Origin of the sequence: Candidatus Finniella inopinata, assembly GCF_004210305.1 — a bacterium.
In the GTDB taxonomy this organism is placed as follows: Bacteria; Pseudomonadota; Alphaproteobacteria; order Paracaedibacterales; family CAIULA01; genus Finniella; species Finniella inopinata_A.
In genome coordinates, this window is sequence record NZ_SCFB01000002.1 from 86,486 (window position 1) to 106,898 (window position 20,413).

Consider the following 20,413-nt stretch of genomic DNA (forward strand, 5'->3'; position numbering starts at 1 on the left):
AATGAGAATCGCTGTTGTATTTTTTCTTTTACTGATGCTGGGGGTTATATTGATGGTGGGAAGTAGAAATGTTCCCCCCAATTCTGCACCCACCCTAAAAATAGTAACCAGTTTCAGCATTTTAAAAGATTTTGTTCAAAACATATCAAAAGGTAATGAGAACGTGCAGATCGCTTCCATTGTGCCGTTGGAATCAGACCCTCATACATATCAACCAACGCCCAAAGATTCAGTGGCCCTAGCCAACGCGGACCTTATTTTTATTAACGGCCTGGATTTTGAAAAAGGCATTGAAAAGATGATCACCAGTTCTGGCTTTGCAGGAAAAGTTTGTGACGCCAGCGACGGCATTACCCCCCGCACAGAACCACTAGACCCCCATCTTTGGCATGACGTAAAGAACGCAAAAGTTTATGTGGCAAATATTGTGAGGTTCCTCTGTGAGCATGACCCTGCCCACAAAAAATTGTACGAGGCGAATAAAGGGAAGCTTCTTGAACAATTGGATCTTCTTGATCGCTGGATTCGTGAGCAATTCGCCCGTGTACCTTTTGAACAGCGATTGGTCGTCACGACCCATGATGCATTTTGGTACTTTGGGAAGGCTTATGGCATTCAATTTTTAGCCCCCGTTGGTATCAGTACCGAAACCGAGGCCTCGGCTCAGAAAGTAGCGACCTTAATAGATTTAATCAAAGAAAAGGGTGTTAAGGCTGTTTTTGTAGAAAACTTGGCCAATCCGCGACTGTTACAACAAATTGCTGAAGAAACCGGCGTCATGGTGCAAGGAACCCTTTATGCTGATTCATTATCGGCCTCTGCCGGCCCTGCTGCCACTTACGAGGCGATGATGCGGCACAATGTAAGCACAATTCGCCAAGCTTTAGAAAAGACCGTTCAATGCAAACCCTAATTATTCAAAAGGCATGGGAATTGCTTGAAACCGAAGGTCTGTCAGGCCTTACTCCTGAGCGTTTAGCCGCTTATTGCCAGGCGTCAAACAACGACATTCGCGACCTCTGTCCAACGCCTTTGTCCATTTTGTTGCTTTTATGGGATAACGTTGTGGATCAAGCAGCCCTCTCCACCGTGCCTGACGGCCCTCATGATTATCTGTTTGAAAGCATCATGACCGTCTTGGATGTTTTGCAACCGCACCAACGGGCCGTAAAACGGCTTCTTGATGACTTAATGTTGGCCCCTTGTTGGGTGAAAGATATCATTCCGTATGCCTTAAAATGGTCACGACAAACGTTGCAACACGCTGGTCTTGTGACCAGTGATTTACTGGGCGCTCTTAAAATTCACGCCTTTGCCTTATTTTTCCTATATATCCTAAGAATATGGTCCACGGATGAAAGTTCAGGATTCGACTTTACAATGACGAAATTAAATCATGGTCTGAGTAAAATTTTGGAATATAATTCTTTTCTCTTTTAATACTTTGTTAAGATTTTTCTGATAAGATACAAAAAACTTTTCAGAAGGATTTAGCCATGTATCTTTCCTGTTTTTCTCCAAAATCATACGCCTATTTATACATCAGTATGGGCCTTCTTTCACCCGCCTGTGCCGCTGTTCAACTGGATGGCAATCATAGTTTCGATACCATTCATGATGCCCTTCGTACTGTTCCCCATGGCAAGCATACAGTGACCCTTTCTAACGATATTCAACAGGAAGCTTCTTACGCTAATTTATCAAATTGTTCTTCGTTGACTGTTAAGGGAAAACCCTCCGGCGGAACTACAATCAAACCGTCATTGTCTGCTTCTATGGGGCTGTTTAACCACCCATGTTCTCACGCAATGTCCCTTACCCTTTCTGATGTCACCATAAAAGGTTTTAACACGTGTTCATATATTTTAGGGGGCGCGATTACTGCTGATGCCTTAACCCTTATTGGTAATGGATCTGTTACCTTTAAAAATAATAGGACCACAGCTGGAAATGGTGGTGGCATTCTTGCCTGTTCGTTAGATTTGACCGACGTTCACTTTACAGAAAACAAGTCTACATATTCAGGGGGAGCGATATACGTGTGTGGGCCTTTTACTTACACGACAAATTCGTTGACCAGATTCGATCCCTCAGTATTCCCCCCAAAACTGGGCGATAATGACATAGCCTGTCTTTCGATATTGAGCATGAGGACATACTTTACAAAAAATGGGCAAGGATCTTTGGTGCTGAATACAAATAACAGTGAATGGACAGGAAACGCGTTCATTCAGGAGGGGGCGTTCATTATTGGCGAAACCGAAACGAATACCCACGCTATTTGGGGATCTCTCGTTGGTAACCTTACTGTCCAAAGAGGAGCGACCGTTGGGGGATTTGGTACGATTAAGGCTGATAGTTTAATTTTTGAAGCTGGAAGTATTTGGCGTTTATTTTTTTCGAGTGATAAAGCTGGGAATTTAAATGTTTGGGATACCTTGACTCTTCCGACTGGGGTAGAAGTGAACGAAAATTCCCTGGCTCATATTGTTCCTGCCGACGGTTTTATTATAGCAACCTATCGCCGTTTATCTGGTGATCTGGCTCCCTTGAATGCACAACTGGCTATTTACGGCCTTTTTCTGGAAAACCAAATTACCTCACCGTCAAAAGGTTCCCTTGTTCTTAAAAAACCACCGGTTTACAACATTGCGGTCGTGCAAAAATCTGGTGGCTCACGACGGGAATGAGGCGAAAATGGCCGATTTGCTTGATTGTTGAAAAGGTTAACAAAAGGTTAATTTTTATCCACGGAATCTGTGGATAACGTTGTTGATAAGATGTTCGAAAGGCCCCCTTCTGTAAGGAATACCGGGCTTTAAACGCATGTGCCTAAGGTTTAAGCTTTGAAAATAAGTCATTGATATTAAGGGATTTTGTTTTTTTTGAAGCAACCTTCTTTTCTGCTTTCAGATTCGAATCGAAGGTGATATGGTCTCCCATAACCTCCTAAAAGACTGTGCATAACTTTCCAAAAATTTTAGCTAATTTTTTGATTTATGGGGTGTTTTTATGTCAACAGAAACGACCAGCGTGATTGTCATGGGGGGGGGCTTGGTCGGCAGTGTCCTAGCCCTAGGATTAGCGAACCATCACATAAAAGTATTAGTCTTAGAAAAAACCCCTCCTTTGATGCCGGAGGAGACTGGTGACGGTCGAACTACTGCCATCAGCTATGGATCTCAACAAATTTTAGATAAGTTGGGTTTGTGGTCAGAGTTGGCAAGCCACGCCCAACCTATTGAAGAAATTCGTGTTTTTGAAGACGGGTCAGCCTGGACTGTTGACTATCAACATCAGGAAATTGGTCCCCATCCCATGGGTTATATCGTTGAAAATCGGCTACTACGTTATCATCTACAGCAACACCTTGAAAAAAATCCTTTCGTAACCTGGTTACCCTCTGCCTATATCTCATCGATTCAACGATTGGCTCATAAAGTTGTTGTGAACTTTAATAGTGATCAAACTTTCGAAGCCTTGCTTTTGGTGGGGGCTGAGGGGCGCCTTTCCCCTTCCCGCCAGCAGTCATCCATTAAAACCCGCACCTGGGATTATGGCCAAACGGCCCTTGTGGCCCACCTGCACCATGCTAAGCCCCACAATAATACAGCGTGGGAAGTTTTTATGACAACGGGCCCCTTGGCAATTTTGCCCATGCTGCCTTGCCCAGAAACAGGCCAACACCGTTCAGGGATCGTTTGGGGAAAACCAAGCCTTTGGGATTGGAACAAAGCCAGCGATGCGGACCTGGCCAGCCAGATTCAAAATCATTTTCCTTTTTATGGAGACCTTACCCTTTGCAGTCAGCGTTGGGTTTACCCGCTATCAGCCTTGACTACCAGTTCTTTTGTAGATCATCGTTTAGCGCTGGTGGGGGATTCTGCACACGTTGTTCACCCCATTGCAGGTCAGGGCCTTAACTTAGGGTGGCGCGATGCTGATATTTTCACAAAACAAATCACCCATGCCCATCAACTGGGGTTAGATATTGGTTCGGCCAGTGTTTTAGATGTTTATAACAAAAAGCGTAAAGCTGACCGTCGGTCGGTTCTTTTGGCAACCGATGGCATTAATCGTCTGTTTGGTATTGACCATCCCCTTTTCTATTTTCTTCGTAATTCTGGTTTTGCTATTGCCAACAACCTGCCACCGCTAAAGCGCCTGTTGATGCGCAAAGCGATGGGTGTTTAGACCTTGCCAAGAATATCAGATAAATAAAGTTACCCCCAATACGCCTAAAGTAATTAATTAGCTGTTAACTATTATTTTGTAAAATAGGAGATAGAATTAAATTTTACTAAAGAGTGGAGAATACCATGAAATTTATTGTAAAAATATTAACCTTGGTCAGTATGGCTTTAGGGGGATCAGCTTGGGATCGTGTTGAGGCTATTGAAAATGTTGAAGAGACCTATAAAGAGTATCAAGAAGCCAAGAAGACAGAAGAAAGTGTTAGAGCGACTTCAAACACAAAATCTGAGATAACTAAAGCCGCAAACAACACAAGGATAAAAAGACAAAGTCATTTTCTCACATGTGATCAAGCATGTAGTTATTTTAGCTGCAGGGATAAAGCTGTGAAAGAAGCGTGTATGAAACGATGCCCAAGTAATACAATTGGGCATTGTGTGGGGGGATTATCCACAAAGAAATCAGACGATAAATACAATATTTTCTTGAAAACCCAAAAAATTATGCTTGATGAGAACAAGATACCCATGCCATCTGATGATGATCGAGAGACCTCATTAAGTAGAAGTGCTCGTCCTACAAGCAGTTTAGGAAACAGATCAAAAAGCTCCCTGAAAAGATCAAGTTTAGGAGCTGATGAGGATAATGATGGAGAAGAGGAAGCAGAACAAGAGGTATCACAGACACCAAGAAGAGGTTCAATAAGTTCCAGAATGAGCATTAGCAAAACACCAAGCAAAAGTAGGTTGGTACAATCAAGATCTGCTCAAGAAGATACTGATGAACAAGAGGATGAAAGCCTTGGGGCAGATGGTGAGGATGTGGTTAAGAAAAAGATGATTTCACGGACCAATAGAAGCAGTTCAATGAGTTCACGAAGCCCTAAGACAAATTCAAACAGAAGTGACGCAGATGATGATGCAGACTCTTCTGATGACGATAGGGCAAAAAGAAAAAGCCCACCGAGCCGTCCTAAATCTTCGCCTGCTTCTACAGATGTTGCTGGTACAACAGATGGCAAAGCCTGTGTCTGTTCAATTACAGGGTTGAAAGCTGCACGAGCACCCAGTTCTGCACAGGCAGCAGCACAATCAGTAGACAGCAACAATAGTGCTGCTTCCAACGCAACCACCACGGTTGTTAAAGAGGCCGCCACCACAACAACAGCTCCCGCACCTGCTCCTAAACAAGAAGAGAAAGTAGCTGCACCTCCAGCGGCCACAAAATCCCCCTGTGAAATAGCAGGCGAACAAAATGGTATGACTGCAGATGATGCTGCTGCAAACGGGCTTTGTTAATCAGGAAAACAGAAAATTCCCTCTTAATATAGAGGGAATTTTTTTTTACACATTAAAGCGGAAATGGAAAACATCTCCGTCTTTAACCAGATAATCACGCCCTTCTTGGCGCCATTTCCCCGCGGTTTTAGCGCCTTGCTCTCCGTTACAGGAAACATAATCATCATAACCGATGGTTTCTGCACAAATAAAACCCCGTTCAAAATCTGAATGGATGGCTCCTGCTGCTTGGGGCGCCTTGGCACCTTGATAAACTGTCCAAGCACGAGCTTCTTTTGGCCCAACGGTAAAAAAGGTTAAAAGATCTAACAACTGATACCCTGCTTTAATAACCTGTTTTAGACCCGTTTCCTTTAAGCCCAGACTTTCTAAATACTCTTGTTGTTCCTCTGGCGATTCCAGGCTGGAAACCTCGGCCTCGATAGCCGCCGATATAATCACAGCCTGCGCCCCTTGTTTTTGGGCATAATCAAAAACAAGCTTGGTATAATGATTCCCCGTGGCGGCTTCAGATTCAGCCACATTACACACATACAAAATTGGTTTACTGGTTATAAGCTGCAATTGCCTAAACAAGGGCATTTCATCGGCAGTGAGGTCTATGGATAAGGCGGGCTTGCCGGCCTGTAACGCTGCCAACACCCTTTGGATAATCGGCATAAAGGCCTTGGCCTCGGCATCATTGGATTTCAGCTTTTTTTCCAAACTGTGGGCCCGTCGTTCTAGACTGTCCAAATCGGCCAGCATCAGTTCTGTCTCAATGGTTGTCAGGTCCCGAAGTGGATCCACCGACCCTTCAACGTGGGTAATATCATCGTCTTCAAAACATCTTAACACATGAATAATCGCATCGGTTGCGCGGATATGACCTAAAAATTGGTTACCCAACCCCTCCCCTTTGCTGGCCCCCTTGACCAGACCGGCGATATCAACAAACTCCAACTGCGTTGGAATGATTTTGGCAGATTGCGCAATACGAGCAACGGTTAGCAACCGGGGGTCAGGAACCCCCACCCTGCCAGTGTTGGGCTCGATGGTACAAAATGGGTAATTGGCAGCTTCAGCCGCCGCTGTTGCCGTTAAGGCGTTGAATAAGGTCGATTTACCCACATTTGGTAAACCAACAATCCCACAGTTAAATCCCATACATTTATATCTTTTTTAAAATTCAATTGATCTTCAACACTAATTATTTTGGGCGCCAAAGCAAGAAAAATATTAAAGAACGCGCTGTGCTGGTTTTTAGGCACAGACGCATTTAAAGGATCTTGGGTTGGGATCAAAGCCCACCGTTGGCCTGAAGGCTAAGGGCAATTTCGAAGATAACTTATAGCAATTTTCGGCAGTTAAATAGTCTGGCTTTCAGAGCAAAGGAAGGACCTTTAAACAAGATTTCATGATGCGTTCGATGATATGGTTCGTATCTTGTATTCTCCTGGAACCTGGCACCTCGGAAATAATTGAAAAATTATTTCCTCATAACGCGCACCCGACCGAACTTAGGTATCACCAACCACATAAACCAGGTTACCATAAAAACGGCTAATAAATTTGTTAGCGAGGAGGAATTTTTCACTCCGCGTTAAAAAAGGGAAAATAATGAGTTCATCCATCCTCGTTTTCAATGCCGGATCATCAAGCCTGAAATTCAGTCTTTTTAATAAGTATGATTTTGAGCCGCTTTTGTCGGGAGAGGTTGAAAATTTATGGCAGACGCCTGTTCTTTGGACAAAAAATAAGAAGGGAAAAAAGGAACTCAGCCCCCTTCAATTAGGAAAAAATCTCAAGGAGGTGATGACCTCAGTTCTGGATTTCATTCAGGAAAAGGCCAGCGAAAATCCGATCTCAGCTGTTGGTCACCGGGTCGTTCATGGTGGGTCAAAATATCGGGAACCCGTGATTCTGACGCCCCAAGTCATACATAATTTACGGAATTTGACGCCCCTGGCTCCTCTGCATCAACCCCACAGTTTGGACGTTATAGAAGCTACTATGGAGGTTTATAAAGGAGTTCTCCAAGTTGCCTGTTTTGATACGTCCTTTCACCGTACGCAGCCACGCCTGGCTGAGTTGGTTCCGCTTCCTCGTCAATTTACAGAAGATGGAATTATCCAATACGGCTTTCATGGTCTTTCTTATCAATATATTGCGTCACAACTTAGTCTTTACGCGCCAGAAAAAGCCCATGGGCGTGTTATCATTGCCCACCTTGGAAGTGGTGCCAGTCTTTGTGCTATGAAGAATTTAAAAAGTGTTGCTACTTCTATGGGTTTTTCAGCATTAGGAGGGCTAATGATGGGAACCCGTTCGGGCAGTATTGATCCAGGCATTATTTTACATCTTCTACATGAAAAAGACCTAAGTCTAGATAATGTCACCGACATCCTTTACAACAAATCGGGCATGCTGGGCGTTTCAGGCCTTACCAGTGACGTCAGAGAATTGTTAAAAAGCGACGATGCAAATGCCAAATTGGCCATAGATCTTTTTTGTTATATCACAGCAAAACAAATGGCCAGTCTGTTGCCAACCCTATCAGGGATTGACCTGCTTGTTTTTACAGCCGGCATTGGTGAAAACTGCCCCCCCATACGCAAACAAATAGCCACCTATCTTAATTGGTTGGGGGTTGAGTTGGACAACGAACTGAATGACAAAAACGCGATGAAGATAAGTTCCCCCAAAAGCCTTATTGAAGTCTATGTCATCCCAACAAACGAATCCCTTGTCATCGCCAAAAAAACAGCCGCTACTTTATTTGCAGAACTTCGGGTCAACTGAATCATACGTATTAGAACCTTTTTTCTTGGCGGTAATTATACAAGCACCATGGCGATTGCACTGAAAATTAGTTTAGTATTCTAAAAATTATTTCCTAATTTTTTATTCGGCTTTTCTGCTGTTCTATCCGTTGTTATTATTCTTTTTTCTCAATAAAGAAAAAGGAAACAGGGATGCAGTTATCAGATACTTTCCTCAAACATTTTGAACCTCTTGCCGATCCTCGTATTGATAACCACAACAAGCTTCACAAATTGCACGATATCTTGGTAATAACAATATTGGCCACAATTTGTGGCGCTGATAACTGGGTTGATATTAGTGAATTTGGCAAAGCCAAATACGATTGGTTATCAACATTTCTCGAGCTGCCTAATGGTGTGCCATCTCATGATACTTTTGGCCGTGTGTTTTCCATACTTGACCCAGAGCAATTTGAATCCTGCTTTTATGCATGGATCAAGTCACTCTCTATCGATGTTAATTCTGAGATTATTGCTATTGATGGAAAAACGCTACGGGGTTCTGGCAACAGAAGAAAAGAGAAAAAAGCCCTACACATTGTAAGTGCCTGGGCAAGCAATCAAAGTCTTCTTTTAGGGCAAGTTAAAACGGATGAAAAATCCAATGAAATTACAGCCATTCCAAAATTACTCAAGATGATTGATGTTACTGGTAGTACAGTCACCATTGACGCCATGGGTTGTCAGCAGTCAATTGCTGAAGAGATCTTAATTCAAGGTGCAGACTACGTATTAGCTCTAAAAGATAATCAACCGAAGCTTCATGAAATGGTCAAGGCAATTTTCCATATAGGAGAATCACGTCAGTACAAGAAGATGCTTAATCGACGGAAAGTAGAGAAGATCCATGATCATGGTCGCATAGAAACACGTCGCTATACATTAGTATCAGCACGCGATCCGGCAGTATTTCAACTTCGTTGGCCTGGGTTAAAGGGTGTTGGCATGCTTGAAACAACACGCACAACTAATAATCAGGTTGAGCGTAGTACCCGCTACTTTCTAACAAGTTTAGCCTATGAAAATATTGATCAGTTTATGGTTGCTGTCAGAAAACACTGGAACATAGAAATTAACCTGCACTGGTCTTTGGATGTAGGTTTTAGGGAAGACCATAACCAGGTGCATGTTGGCCACGCGGCCAAGAATTTGGCTGTCATGAGACGTATTGCTTTGAATCTACTCAAGCAAGAAAAAACGAATAAACGAGGGGTGAGCTGTCGACGGAAGGTAGCAGGCTGGGACAACAAATACTTATTGAAAATTCTAACCGCTGACCACAATTTAAAGCGCGTTTGAGCGGATTGACTGATATAAACGGTAAGTCTTTTAAAGGGGAGGATAGTGTCTAAAAATAAAAAAAACAGGAAGTAGATCTCTCAAAACCTACAAAATCAAATCAATCTACAAAAGTTTGGGAAATAGCAGAAACCGTAATTTTAAAAACTAGGCTGAGGAGATGTCAGTGCAATCGCCATGATACAAGCACCCCCTTCATTCTTCTTTAGGTCGGCACCTGCAACGCAATAATCAAAGCTGTTCAGCTCATGATGTCGTTTATGCCCCCCCAACATGCCTTTCTGCACCAAATGGCACTTTCCACCACCTCCTTGAACTTCTGTCTTGTGATGGCATTTTCCATGCTTACCGTCTGCACAATGAACAGGTACTTCACTGTCTGCCTGGACTGCATTCATATTTAGAAAAGCAGCTGTTAATAACCCTAATTTATAAATAAAATTCATTGTCACTATCCTCAATATATAATTACCTATATCAACGACATTAAATAAAATTAATTAACAAATGGTTACTTGTGCGGGAAATTTTTTTACTATTGAAAACTAATGTAAAACTGGCTTCGTGCCTTTTTCCAAATCCGTCCAAAATTGATTAAAGGGTACGGGTTCACTAATTAAAAACCCCTGAATCACATCGCACCGCATACTTTGAACAATCATCAGCTGCTCCAGCGTCTCCACCCCTTCACAAACAACTTCCAGGTCTATCTCTTTAGCCAAATCAATCAGACATTTTAAAACAGCCCGGGCACTGGGCGAATGGGGGGCTTTTTGAATAAAGCTTTGGTCGATCTTGACAGCATCAACCGCCAATTCCACAAGGTAATTCATGGTTGCATAACCACTACCGAAATCGTCTAAAATTACGCGCATACCCATGGCTCTAAGCTGTTGTATGTTGCGATTCAAAACCTCTAAATTGTCTGCTTTTGGAAATTCCGTGATTTCAATTGACAATTGACTAGGGTCAACAGACGTGTGTTTGGTAAAACATTTCTCCAAAAATACGACAAAGTTTTTGTCAATCATTTCAGGAGGCATATTGACGGACAGAGGAACCGAACACCGAACCATGTGGCTTTTTTGTTCAAGCTGTTTAATAACATTCTTGACGATCCACTCGCTAAGGGAATGAATCAACCCTTGATTCAACGCTGTTTGAATCCACTGGTAGATAGGGATGGATGAAAAATTTACACCTTCCATCAAAGAGGCAAACGGCAAATCATTGATGGACGTGGGCATTCTCAACAAAACTTCTCCTCCTACCACCTGACCGGTTGTCATGCTGGTCTGCGGTTGGATAAAAAGCCTTAATTGGTCGTGATCGATAGCCTTTGCCAAGAACTCGGCAAGTTGCGCGTCCTGATTAAGAGGTATAGCCATGCTAGGTTTCGAATTTATTTATAAATTTTAACTTTTTTATCACGATTAACAGCCACAATCAACAAGTAAATTCAAAAACCTCTATTATTACAGAAAGACACCCTCTATTTACGCAATACTAGCCCACACAGAAATTCACTTGATTATTTTCTTTGATTGCCATGCCATCACAGGATGAGGCATATTGTGATGATACATCATGTCAATTCAAAGGATAAAAGGTGAAAGATCAAAGGATTTTATCAGGCGTTAGACCAACAGGTCATATCCACCTAGGCAATTATTTAGGTGCTATCCGCCAATGGGTGCACCTGTCAAGCAGTCTATCACAACACAGCTCAAATGAACAGTTATTTTGCATTGTTGATCAACACGCCCTAACGACCCCAACAGACACCAAAGATTTAGCTTCAAATACGCACACCATCGCAGCCGCCTATATTGCCTGCGGCATAAACCCTGATGAGAATACCATTTTCATTCAAAGTCACGTACCGGCCCACACCGAGCTGGCTTGGTATCTAAGTTGCATCGCTCCTCTTGGGTGGTTGAACCGCATGACCCAGTTTAAGGATAAGGCTGGCAAAGACACAGGTCAGGCACACCTGGGTCTATACGCTTATCCCGTTTTAATGGCAGCCGACATTTTGATATATAGAGCAACGCAGGTGCCTGTTGGCGAAGACCAAAAGCAGCATGTTGAATTGGCACGTGATTTGGCTGGACTTTTTAATCGTCATTGTGGAACCGATTATTTCCCCCTGCCAGAACCCTTTATTAATAAAGCAACAGCCCGAATCATGAGCTTAAGGGATGGTTCTAAAAAGATGAGCAAGTCTGATTTGTCAGATTATTCGCGCCTCCACCTAACCGACGACAATGATTTATTAGCTTTAAAAATCCGAAAGGCCAAAACTGACAGTGATCCAATTCCCGACAATGTTAAGGATTTGGAAAACCGTTTGGAAGCCCTAAATTTGTTAGGAATTTACGCTAACCTTACAGAACAAAGCTTACAGGCCGTGTGTCAACAATTCGCGGGTCAGTTTTTTTCAGCGTTTAAACCGATTTTGACGGATGCCGTTATCGCTACTTTGCAGCCTATCAGAGAGAAAATTTTTCAATTAAAAGATGAAAAAACCTATCTTCAACAAATTTTACACAAAGGTTCTGAAACGGCCAATCGTTTGTCTCAAAGACACTTAAGGGAGATACGTTCTTTATTGGGATTAGTTGAATGTTAACCAAAGATATGCCAAATTGAATCAAATACATTTTGACTGAGATACCATCCCTATGAACAGTTCTTCACCATCCAGCGACCGCACCAAAGCCCTCGATTCAGCCCTTTCCCAAATTGAACGTGCCTTTGGCAAGGGGTCGGTGATGCGGCTTGGCCAGCGGGAAACGGTTGATGCAGAAGTTTATTCAACAGGATCTTTAGGGTTGGATATTGCCTTGGGAATTGGTGGCTTGCCAAAAGGCCGTGTCATTGAAATTTATGGACCAGAATCATCGGGCAAAACCACCATGACGTTGCACGTTGTGGCCGAGGCTCAAAAGGCGGGCGGAACTTGCGCCTTCATCGATGCTGAACATGCCCTTGACCCAAGCTATGCCCGAAAATTGGGCATCAATTTGGATGAGCTGTTAATCTCGCAACCTGACACCGGCGAACAGGCCTTGGAGATTGCTGATACGTTGGTGCGAAGTGGGGCCGTTGATGTCTTGGTTGTCGACAGTGTGGCAGCCTTGGTTCCAAAAGCTGAACTAGAAGGCGACATGGGTGATTCACACATGGGGTTGCAAGCGCGTTTAATGAGCCAGGCTTTACGTAAACTAACGGGCTCTATTTCAAAAAGCGGTTGCATGGTCATTTTCATCAACCAAATTCGTCAAAAAATTGGGGTAATGTTTGGAAATCCAGAAACCACCACCGGCGGCAACGCATTGAAATTTTACGCCTCTGTTCGGTTGGACATCCGTCGTATCGGCGCCTTGAAAGATAAAGACCAGGTCATTGGGAACCAAACCCGCGTGAAGGTGGTCAAAAACAAAATGGCCCCGCCCTTTAAAGTCGTTGACTTTGATATCATGTATGGTGAAGGGGTTTCAAAAACAGGCGAACTGATCGATTTGGGCGTTAAGGCAGGTGTCGTTGATAAAGCAGGATCTTGGTATTCTTACAACACACAACGCATGGGACAAGGCCGTGAAGCCACCCGACAGTTTTTAAAAGATAACCCCGAAGTGGCAGCTCAGATTGAACGGTCAGTCCGGGACAATGCTGGTCTGGTGGCTGATGCAATGATTGGGGGAATGGAAGGGAACAGCTCAAGCAGTGACGGCGAATAAACCACCCACCGGCATAACATCCACGTTAGGACGTGCCGAAATAACGCAAGTGTTCTGCGAAAAGCTGAGCCTTGATAAAAAAACAGCTTCAAACGTCTTAGAAACCTTGGTTGATAGCTTGGTGGATCGTTTTAAACAAGGGAAGTCTTTGAAAATCCAAGGGTTGGGGACTTTTGCCGTTCATGAGAAAAAATCAAGGCCGGGCTTAAACCCAAAAACAAAAGAAAAGGTGACTGTTCCCTCTAGACGGGTGGTTCGGATGCGCCCCTCGCCCACATTGCAAAAAAGGTTAAACGATGACGTATGATAGCGATAATATTTTTGCGCGTATTTTAAGGGGTGAAATAGCCTGTGAAAAAATCAGCGAAGATGAGTACTACCTAGCTTTCCATGACCGTTATCCCAAGGCCCCCGTCCATGTTTTGATTATTCCTAAAGGTCCCTATCTAGATGCCTTTGATTTTCATCATCGGGCCTCATCGCTCGAAATTGTTGGCTTCTATAAGGGGTTAAACGCTGTGATAGAAAAACTTCAAATTTCTGAAGGGTATCGCTTAATTGCCAACAGCGGACACCATGGCGGGCAAGAGGTTCCCCATTATCACGTCCACCTGTTGGCCGGGCGAAAACTAGAAAAATCTATTGTTTGATAAGAAGCTATGAGAACTCTTTACCACTATCCATTGTGTCCCTATTCTCGGAAAATACGCCTTCAATTGGCTGAAAAGAAGCTGGACTTTACGCTTGAGCTGGAAAAATTTTGGGAGAAACGACCCGAATTTTTAAGCCTGAACGCCGCTGGTCAGGTTCCGGTGTTGATTGATTTGAACGGATCCGTTTTGGCCGACAGTGTGGCTATTTGTGAATATCTTGAGGAGACCTATCCCAAAGACGGTTCCTTAATTGGAGAAGGGCTGCCGCAGCGCGCCGAAGTCAGACGCCTTATCGCTTGGTTTGATACACGTTTCGGGCGCGACATCTCTGAGCGTCTTGTGTTTGAAAAAATAATCAAAAGATATTTGCCAACCACAGGATCAAGTGGCCCTGATTCTGCAGTCATTCGTCAGGCCAAAAATGCTATTCATCATCATTTAGATTACATCAGCTGGCTTGTTGATCGGCGCAACTGGCTGGCCGGTGATCATTTCTCGCTGGCGGATATAACCGCTGCCGCGCATCTGTCCGTTATTGATTATTTGGGCGACGTCCCTTGGGAATCCCATCTGTTGGCCAAAGAATGGTACGCGCGCATTAAATCGCGGCCTATGTTCCGCAACCTTTTGCAAGACCGTGCGTCAGGATTGACTCCATCGGCCCATTATGCTGATTTAGATTTTTAAATAAGACATTATTTAGAAAATATTAATTAATTATCCTTTATAATTTTATACATATTACACTTATTATAAGGACTTAATTCGTTATGAAATTAAATATTAACCACATAGCCATGCTTTTGTTTTGTACAACGGTGGCTCAGGCGGCAAGCCAGACGACTATTGATCAAGTAGAATACGATATCATCGACATGGTCCCTGAAAGTGCCAGGAATAGTGCTGTAATGGTCAGCCTGCCTGAGGATTCATCCAGTTCTGGAATATGGATGACGTTGGAGAAATCTGATGGTACACAGTCTGGCTGGCAGCATATAATGCCTGGCGGAAATTACATCTTCCCACGATTGGAATCTTCTAGTTATACACGCGTCATAGCCCCCACCCTACAGAACCAAGGATCACAGGGATCTCAGGTGCAAGCTAGGTCATTACAGGCGGAAGGCTCCTCTTCGACAAAAACAGACATCGTAGTATCCTTCAATGATGATGGCACAATCCCCCATACCAAACCCGATGACGCACAAGATTGGTTCAAGAGGATTCCTGAGAATGTTTGGCAAAAACCGGCTAGCACACATGCCGAAAAAAGCGACTATGTTTGGTTCCAATCAGCTACCCAAAGCGTAACTTTGACCATCCCAAACGACATTGCCCCCCCCTAGCTCAGCAACCTTCCCCACGGCAGGTCAGTGGAAGCAAGAAGGCGGATCATGGAGGTGGTACCAGGGTTCTGCTCAGACCTCTAGTGGGTCCACAACCTCGCTCAGTGGACTTATCGTCGAAGCCCACAGCTAATCGCCCTTAACCGCCCCGCGCCACTGTCAAAACAAAAACCCTTTTGCAGCCCGTCTGCTTAAGGGTTTTGGGGCATTCCTGAAGGGTGACACTGGTAGTCATGACATCGTCTTATTTGGGCGACATACCGTGGGAATCCCATCTTTTAGCCAAAGAATGGTATGCGCGCATTAAATCGCGCCCCATGTTCCGCAATCTTTTGCAAGACCGCGCCTCAGGGTTAACCCCGTCGGCGCATTATGCTGATTTAGATTTCTAGGCTACGTACTTTTATTTAACAGCAGAATAACCGCCGTAGGCATCAGTTAGCAAATCACAAACAAGCAAATATTTATCGGGGTTCTGTCTGTTGTAATAGGCATTTTTGTTAGCCTCGCAATGGGTTAAGGCGGCATTAATGCTTCTTAAAATTGCAGCTTTAGTGGCCGTACCCTCAGCGAACATCTCTTTCATCTTAGCCAAAATCATAGGCACGGTTTCAAGGGCTGTTGTATGGCAGACTGCACTTCCCAGAGCATCGCCGCCTACCCACTTCCATACTTTACCATCCTGCCCAGTTTCATCTTTCTCCAAGTAGATAAAAACATCTGCTCCCTTTGCCAACATTTCTTTAACTTTGACAGGATCCCCCATCGCTTTATGAAAAGCCGTTGATCCCTGGTCATCCATCATGTTGATCTCTGAAACAGAGTCAGGGGAGGAACTGCTTGACGCAACCACAAAAGGTGCAGTAGCCATCAATAGCGTTGTTACGATGGCAACGGAAAATGATTTCATGCTTTAACTCCCATTAAAATACAATTTATAAAAAATTGTAGGAACAAACAAGGAATGATCCAATAAAAAAATTTAAATTTATGATTCTTTCTCACGAATGGGTATGTCTAAACTTCTCCACCGTTAAATTAAGAAGGGCTGTTTCACCTATGGTAAAGTGACCTTGGGCAACCCAGTTATCACCACGTTCTTCTGCAGTTCTTGGATACTTCGGCTTGGCTCTATGTGGGCATTTCCATAATTGCCAGACGTAATGTTGTTGCGCAAGGGAAACTGCCGCGGTCGCTCTCCATGAAGTGATTGGGGGTTGATCTGAATCTCCACCCTCTGAACCTTGCATTTGTTTATGGTTTCTTAAAATTACGCAATCCATATCCCCCCAAGTGCTAGAAAAAAAACTTGCCAGACCCTTGTGCTGCTGGCTTCCCATACCATAGCATAAGGCCTTCTCCTAGTTTTGTGATCCACTGTCCATTGTGAAGTCCTGGCATAACAAAGGTGACCAAAGAATGTGTAAGAGGTAGATTCTGCAACGCACAGGCCAAGGGTAGAACTTCGGCTACTTGGGCGCCACACACATCATTGGACTCAACTGGCGGCTGTATATCCGTCTGTATATCCAATTGCGTAACGACAGAAACCAGAATAGAAGTTGGTGATGGGGGCCTAGAAGAAGAGGCTGCCACAACGCTGTCATTTGAGTTTGCATTGATTTCCACGAACTTGTATAGGGGTGCTAATACTGTTAGAATCTAAAGCTTCGGAGACTGGTTCAACTTCCACGGAATCCAGACTATTATCCCCCTTACCCCCCCCCGCAAATATTCGAATAAGTCTGGGAAGATTTACAACACAAAAGAACATTCAAAAAACAGCTGCGTAAATAATTGAGGCCGTTGTAAATTTAAGAAAAGAGAACCCAGACCGGTTGGAATCGTGCCTGCTCAAAACAGCCGTTAATAAGTTCTTAAAATATGGCTAGCGTTGGAGTTTACACCCAATTCAAACCATCTCCCCTGTTTCATAAAAATCCCGCAAATTGATTTGAATTGGGTATATTAAGCTTTCGTTATTTGCTTTGATCCGGGCTTCATGTTTTTTTTCTTTTTTCTTTATCGTTTCTTATCACTGGCTACCTCGCCTTTTATATGTTTATGGCTTCGCTATCGGCTGCGTCTGGGGTTAGAGGAAAAAAGCCGTCTAACTGAACGGTATGGCATATCTTCTTTGCCAAGGCTAACGGGCCGGTTGATTTGGATCCATGCAGCCAGCGTTGGAGAAACAGTTTCTCTGGTGCCATTATTAAAACTTTACAAAGAGAATTACCCCGATCACACGCTGCTTTTAACGACGACTACCGTAACCGCCTGCAGAATCGCCAAGGAACGCCTGAATGGGGTCTGTGTTCACCAATACATTCCCTTTGATGTCAGCATGTGGGCACATCGATTTTTAAAATTTTGGCAGCCAAGCCTTGCCATTTTTACAGAATCAGAATTATGGCCTAACCTTATTTGGCATACCAAACGACAAGGCATTCCGTTGATTTTATTGAATGCGCGTTTATCTGATCGCAGCTACCGACGCTGGCGCCGGTTCCGATTCCTCTCTAAGGCCTTGCTTGGAAAGTTTGAGATTTGTTTGGCCCCTTCTGAGACAATTGCTCATCGCCTTGGGCAATTGGGCGCGCCCAGAATACAATTGTCCCCACATTTGAAGTTTGCAGCCGAACCATTACCTGTAAACCTTGAAAAACTTGAAAGATTCCAATCCCTTACTGTTGGGCGTTCTGTATGGGTCGCAGCCAGCACCCATCCGGGTGAAGAAAAGATCTTGTTGAATGCCCACCAAGTTTTAAGAAGGAAATTTGAAGACCTATTGCTGATTTTGGTTCCGCGTCACCCCGATCGCGCCCAAGAAGTCCGTCAAGTTTGTGATGACGTTGGTGAGACGGCCTGCCTTTATAGCGGCCAAGAACCTGATGGAAAAACCAGTATTTTAATTGGCGACACCATTGGTGACTTAGGTTTATTTTTTCGGTTATCAAAGATTGTTTTCATTGGTGGCAGTTTGGTGCCAACAGGGGGGCACAACCCTATTGAACCCGCCTTGTTAAAATGCGCGGTTTTATATGGGCCGCATCATTATAACTTTCGGGAGGTTTGCGAGGTATTAAGGGATGTGACTTTCCCCATTGATAATGATCAAGAATTGGTGACGATGGTATCCCACTTACTGGAAGACAAACACGCCGCACCAGAAATTGGCCAAAGGGCATTTGATCGGGTTCAAAGTCAGGCCCAGTCGTTGCAGGGATTGGTAAAACTATTGGGTACGTATGCTAAATCTTAAGAAGTTAAGAGCAGTCGTCCTTTGCCTGTTCCTAACCTTTTCCATCACTTCCATACATGCCCAGAATTCGCCTCCGCAAAACGGTATCGCGACCTTTGGTCAATTGAAATATCCTGCCGATTTTCAACATTTTGATTATGTAAACCCAAACGCGCCCAAAGGTGGAAAAATCACGCTGGGGCAGCTGGGAACGTTCGACAGCCTAAACCCGTATATTATCAAGGGGACAGTTCCAGAGGGCATTTTGCGCTGTCATGCCACCTTATTGGCGCCATCGTACGATGAGGTGGCCAGTTATTATGGGTATGTGGCAACCTTAGTTGAATTGGCTGTGGACGGCAGGGGTGTGACTTTTCATTTAAACCCAAAGGCCTGCTTTAGCGATGGTCAACTTATCACAACAGAGGATGTTGCGTTTAGCTTTGAGATTTTGGGCCAACATGGGAAACCATTCTGGCAAAACATCTATAAAAACGTTTTAAAGGTTGAAAGAATTTCTGCCCATAAAATCAAATTTACTTTCGAGAAAAACAAAGCTCGAGAGCTGATTGCAAATTTAGCCCAATTGCCAATTTTGTGTAAAAAGTTTTACCAAACCCATCCCTTTCACGAAACCAGTTTAACCACTGCTCCATGCAGTGGTCCCTATGTCCTTGAGACCCTAGAGGCGGGTCGCTCAATTACCTATCGACGTGTACAGAATTGGTGGGGAGAAAACGTACCCAGTCAACGGGGATTGTATAATTTTGACGTCATTAAGGTTGATTTTTACCGGGACCCCAACGTGATGCTTCAGGCTTTTAAAAATGGGCAAATTGACATTCGCATGGAAATTTCGTCGAAAAATTGGGCCACAGAATACACCTTTTCAGCTTTTAAACAGGGCAAAGTCAAAAAGAAACCTTTGTATGGTCATAAGGTCAGCTATGGAAGCTATGGTCTTTATTTCAATACGCGCAGATCCATATTCGCCGATCGTCATGTGCGCATGGCTTTAAGTGAAATATTTAATTTCGAATGGGCCAATAACAATTTGTTTTATAACTTAAATCATCGCAACAACAGTTACTTCCCCAATTTCCCTTTTGCAGCTGACGGGGTTCCCCTTGGGCAGGAGCGTAAATTGTTAGAACCATTTAAAGATCAATTGCCGCCACAATTATTTACAAAGCCTTTTGAGCTGCCCATTCATAAAACGCAAAAAGATTGGGAAGAATCACGTATCAAAGCCCTCAGTCTCCTTCGAAAAGCAGGCTGGGTTCTTGAAAATCAAAAGCTGATCCATGCCAAAACCCACAATCCTTTCGCCTTTGAATTCTTGATTCAAACCCCCACTGTTCAAAAAATTGCCATCCATTTTCAAAACTGCCTAAAGGTTATTGGTATTGAGATGCGAATTACACTTGTTGACACATCGATCTATCAAGAACGGTATGACAAGCATGATTATGATACGATCTTACACACCCTTCCCCAACGACAAACCCTGGGCACAGAACAACGCGGCATGTGGTCAAGCGAGGCCGCTGGCAAACCAGGAACACAGAACGTAGTAGGCATTCGAAACCCGGTTGTTGACGATTTGGTTGAGCAATTGGTTGAGTCGCCAGATTATGAGACCATGGTGGCAACAGCTAAGGCATTGGATCGCGTTTTGTTGTGGAATTATTATATGATCCCAGCCTGGCAGATGAATTTCATGCCCTGGGTTGTTTGGGACCGTTTCGGGTTTCCCGAACCCATGTGTCCACCGTATATGCCAACATCCATTGACACTTGGTGGCTTGATCCTGAAAAGAGTCGCTCTTAAATAA

22 protein-coding genes are annotated in these 20,413 nt (G+C 43.9%); 16 read left to right on the plus strand and 6 right to left on the minus strand.

The window, feature by feature from the left end:
• Nucleotide 1: 1 nt before the first annotated feature.
• From EQU50_RS01240 to EQU50_RS01260, 5 genes are all read left to right on the plus strand, one after another.
• Nucleotides 2-913, plus strand: coding sequence for a metal ABC transporter solute-binding protein, Zn/Mn family (locus EQU50_RS01240; RefSeq protein ID WP_130153347.1), 912 nt, complete (start codon nt 2-4; stop codon nt 911-913).
• Nucleotides 901-1,440: a hypothetical protein gene (locus tag EQU50_RS01245; protein ID WP_130153348.1), complete on the plus strand. Its 540-nt coding sequence runs from the start codon at nt 901-903 to the stop codon at nt 1,438-1,440. The genes EQU50_RS01240 and EQU50_RS01245 overlap by 13 nt, the downstream gene beginning before the upstream one ends.
• Before the next feature lie 56 nt (nt 1,441-1,496).
• A complete protein-coding gene (locus tag EQU50_RS01250) occupies nt 1,497-2,690 on the plus strand; it encodes a hypothetical protein (protein ID WP_130153349.1) in 1,194 nt (397 codons plus the stop codon).
• Between the two features lie 322 nt (nt 2,691-3,012).
• Nucleotides 3,013-4,194, plus strand: a complete 1,182-nt coding sequence (locus tag EQU50_RS01255) for a UbiH/UbiF/VisC/COQ6 family ubiquinone biosynthesis hydroxylase (protein WP_130153350.1) — start codon at nt 3,013-3,015, stop codon at nt 4,192-4,194.
• A 125-nt stretch (nt 4,195-4,319) separates the two neighbouring features.
• Nucleotides 4,320-5,492, plus strand: a complete 1,173-nt coding sequence (locus EQU50_RS01260) for a hypothetical protein (protein ID WP_130153351.1) — start codon at nt 4,320-4,322, stop codon at nt 5,490-5,492.
• Between the two features lie 45 nt (nt 5,493-5,537).
• Here EQU50_RS01260 and ychF read toward each other — a convergent pair whose 3' ends face one another.
• The gene (ychF, locus tag EQU50_RS01265; protein ID WP_130153352.1) at nt 5,538-6,638 is read right to left on the minus strand and encodes a redox-regulated ATPase YchF; all 1,101 of its coding nucleotides are present in this window, start codon (nt 6,636-6,638) and stop codon (nt 5,538-5,540) included.
• 453 nt (nt 6,639-7,091) lie between these two features.
• Here ychF and EQU50_RS01270 point away from each other — a divergent pair, with 453 nt between their 5' ends.
• Together EQU50_RS01270 and EQU50_RS01275 are read left to right on the plus strand one after the other, a co-directional pair.
• A complete protein-coding gene (locus EQU50_RS01270) occupies nt 7,092-8,273 on the plus strand; it encodes an acetate/propionate family kinase (RefSeq protein WP_130153353.1) in 1,182 nt (393 codons plus the stop codon).
• A gap of 173 nt (nt 8,274-8,446) precedes the next feature.
• Nucleotides 8,447-9,595, plus strand: coding sequence for an ISAs1 family transposase (locus EQU50_RS01275; RefSeq protein WP_130153184.1), 1,149 nt, complete (start codon nt 8,447-8,449; stop codon nt 9,593-9,595).
• A gap of 140 nt (nt 9,596-9,735) precedes the next feature.
• Here EQU50_RS01275 and EQU50_RS01280 read toward each other — a convergent pair whose 3' ends face one another.
• Together EQU50_RS01280 and EQU50_RS01285 are read right to left on the minus strand one after the other, a co-directional pair.
• Nucleotides 9,736-10,041 (minus strand): hypothetical protein, encoded by a 306-nt coding sequence (locus EQU50_RS01280; protein ID WP_130153354.1) that lies wholly within the window; start codon nt 10,039-10,041, stop codon nt 9,736-9,738.
• Between the two features lie 99 nt (nt 10,042-10,140).
• Entirely contained in the window at nt 10,141-10,983 is an 843-nt protein-coding gene (locus EQU50_RS01285; RefSeq protein ID WP_130153355.1) for an EAL domain-containing protein, read from the minus strand.
• A gap of 221 nt (nt 10,984-11,204) precedes the next feature.
• Here EQU50_RS01285 and trpS point away from each other — a divergent pair, with 221 nt between their 5' ends.
• The 7 genes from trpS to EQU50_RS08320 all read left to right on the plus strand — a co-directional run bounded on the left by trpS (nt 11,205) and on the right by EQU50_RS08320 (nt 15,729).
• The gene (trpS, locus tag EQU50_RS01290) at nt 11,205-12,227 is read left to right on the plus strand and encodes a tryptophan--tRNA ligase (protein WP_130153356.1); all 1,023 of its coding nucleotides are present in this window, start codon (nt 11,205-11,207) and stop codon (nt 12,225-12,227) included.
• A 52-nt stretch (nt 12,228-12,279) separates the two neighbouring features.
• On the plus strand, nt 12,280-13,338 hold the full coding sequence (gene recA / locus EQU50_RS01295; protein ID WP_130153357.1) for a recombinase RecA: 1,059 nt from the start codon (nt 12,280-12,282) through the stop codon (nt 13,336-13,338).
• Entirely contained in the window at nt 13,325-13,645 is a 321-nt protein-coding gene (locus EQU50_RS01300) for an HU family DNA-binding protein (RefSeq protein ID WP_165380282.1), read from the plus strand. The genes recA and EQU50_RS01300 overlap by 14 nt, the downstream gene beginning before the upstream one ends.
• Nucleotides 13,635-13,988 carry an HIT domain-containing protein gene (locus EQU50_RS01305; protein WP_130153359.1) on the plus strand — a complete coding sequence of 118 codons (354 nt, stop codon included), beginning with the start codon at nt 13,635-13,637 and terminating at the stop codon, nt 13,986-13,988. Before EQU50_RS01300 ends, EQU50_RS01305 begins: the two co-directional genes overlap by 11 nt.
• 9 nt (nt 13,989-13,997) lie before the next feature.
• The gene (locus EQU50_RS01310) at nt 13,998-14,678 is read left to right on the plus strand and encodes a glutathione S-transferase family protein (protein ID WP_130153360.1); all 681 of its coding nucleotides are present in this window, start codon (nt 13,998-14,000) and stop codon (nt 14,676-14,678) included.
• Nucleotides 14,679-14,761: 83 nt separating this feature from the next.
• On the plus strand, nt 14,762-15,337 hold the full coding sequence (locus EQU50_RS01315) for a hypothetical protein (protein WP_130153361.1): 576 nt from the start codon (nt 14,762-14,764) through the stop codon (nt 15,335-15,337).
• 233 nt (nt 15,338-15,570) lie between these two features.
• Nucleotides 15,571-15,729 carry a hypothetical protein gene (locus EQU50_RS08320; protein WP_165380283.1) on the plus strand — a complete coding sequence of 53 codons (159 nt, stop codon included), beginning with the start codon at nt 15,571-15,573 and terminating at the stop codon, nt 15,727-15,729.
• A gap of 11 nt (nt 15,730-15,740) precedes the next feature.
• On the opposite strand, the gene EQU50_RS01325 is transcribed toward EQU50_RS08320, so the two are convergent.
• From EQU50_RS01325 to EQU50_RS01335, 3 genes are all read right to left on the minus strand, one after another.
• Nucleotides 15,741-16,247, minus strand: a complete 507-nt coding sequence (locus EQU50_RS01325) for a hypothetical protein (RefSeq protein WP_130153363.1) — start codon at nt 16,245-16,247, stop codon at nt 15,741-15,743.
• Between the two features lie 91 nt (nt 16,248-16,338).
• On the minus strand, nt 16,339-16,587 hold the full coding sequence (locus EQU50_RS01330) for a hypothetical protein (protein WP_130153364.1): 249 nt from the start codon (nt 16,585-16,587) through the stop codon (nt 16,339-16,341).
• Between the two features lie 46 nt (nt 16,588-16,633).
• Nucleotides 16,634-16,966 carry a hypothetical protein gene (locus EQU50_RS01335; RefSeq protein ID WP_130153365.1) on the minus strand — a complete coding sequence of 111 codons (333 nt, stop codon included), beginning with the start codon at nt 16,964-16,966 and terminating at the stop codon, nt 16,634-16,636.
• Nucleotides 16,967-17,339: 373 nt separating this feature from the next.
• On the opposite strand from EQU50_RS01335, the gene EQU50_RS01340 reads away from it, so the two are divergent.
• Both EQU50_RS01340 and EQU50_RS01345 read left to right on the plus strand, forming a co-directional pair.
• Nucleotides 17,340-18,599, plus strand: coding sequence for a 3-deoxy-D-manno-octulosonic acid transferase (locus tag EQU50_RS01340; RefSeq protein WP_130153366.1), 1,260 nt, complete (start codon nt 17,340-17,342; stop codon nt 18,597-18,599).
• Nucleotides 18,586-20,409, plus strand: coding sequence for an extracellular solute-binding protein (locus EQU50_RS01345; protein WP_130153367.1), 1,824 nt, complete (start codon nt 18,586-18,588; stop codon nt 20,407-20,409). Before EQU50_RS01340 ends, EQU50_RS01345 begins: the two co-directional genes overlap by 14 nt.
• Nucleotides 20,410-20,413 lie beyond the last annotated feature (4 nt).

Coding starts and splice junctions, on each gene's coding strand:
- EQU50_RS01240 (WP_130153347.1), top strand. CDS start 2: ATGAGAATCGCTGTTGTATTTTTTCTTTTACTGATGCTGGGGGTTATA.
- EQU50_RS01245 (WP_130153348.1), top strand. CDS start 901: ATGCAAACCCTAATTATTCAAAAGGCATGGGAATTGCTTGAAACCGAA.
- EQU50_RS01250 (WP_130153349.1), top strand. CDS start 1,497: ATGTATCTTTCCTGTTTTTCTCCAAAATCATACGCCTATTTATACATC.
- EQU50_RS01255 (WP_130153350.1), top strand. CDS start 3,013: ATGTCAACAGAAACGACCAGCGTGATTGTCATGGGGGGGGGCTTGGTC.
- EQU50_RS01260 (WP_130153351.1), top strand. CDS start 4,320: ATGAAATTTATTGTAAAAATATTAACCTTGGTCAGTATGGCTTTAGGG.
- ychF (WP_130153352.1), bottom strand. CDS start 6,638: ATGGGATTTAACTGTGGGATTGTTGGTTTACCAAATGTGGGTAAATCG.
- EQU50_RS01270 (WP_130153353.1), top strand. CDS start 7,092: ATGAGTTCATCCATCCTCGTTTTCAATGCCGGATCATCAAGCCTGAAA.
- EQU50_RS01275 (WP_130153184.1), top strand. CDS start 8,447: ATGCAGTTATCAGATACTTTCCTCAAACATTTTGAACCTCTTGCCGAT.
- EQU50_RS01280 (WP_130153354.1), bottom strand. CDS start 10,041: ATGAATTTTATTTATAAATTAGGGTTATTAACAGCTGCTTTTCTAAAT.
- EQU50_RS01285 (WP_130153355.1), bottom strand. CDS start 10,983: ATGGCTATACCTCTTAATCAGGACGCGCAACTTGCCGAGTTCTTGGCA.
- recA (WP_130153357.1), top strand. CDS start 12,280: ATGAACAGTTCTTCACCATCCAGCGACCGCACCAAAGCCCTCGATTCA.
- EQU50_RS01305 (WP_130153359.1), top strand. CDS start 13,635: ATGACGTATGATAGCGATAATATTTTTGCGCGTATTTTAAGGGGTGAA.
- EQU50_RS01310 (WP_130153360.1), top strand. CDS start 13,998: ATGAGAACTCTTTACCACTATCCATTGTGTCCCTATTCTCGGAAAATA.
- EQU50_RS01315 (WP_130153361.1), top strand. CDS start 14,762: ATGAAATTAAATATTAACCACATAGCCATGCTTTTGTTTTGTACAACG.
- EQU50_RS08320 (WP_165380283.1), top strand. CDS start 15,571: ATGACATCGTCTTATTTGGGCGACATACCGTGGGAATCCCATCTTTTA.
- EQU50_RS01325 (WP_130153363.1), bottom strand. CDS start 16,247: ATGAAATCATTTTCCGTTGCCATCGTAACAACGCTATTGATGGCTACT.
- EQU50_RS01330 (WP_130153364.1), bottom strand. CDS start 16,587: ATGCAAGGTTCAGAGGGTGGAGATTCAGATCAACCCCCAATCACTTCA.
- EQU50_RS01340 (WP_130153366.1), top strand. CDS start 17,340: ATGTTTTTTTTCTTTTTTCTTTATCGTTTCTTATCACTGGCTACCTCG.
- EQU50_RS01345 (WP_130153367.1), top strand. CDS start 18,586: ATGCTAAATCTTAAGAAGTTAAGAGCAGTCGTCCTTTGCCTGTTCCTA.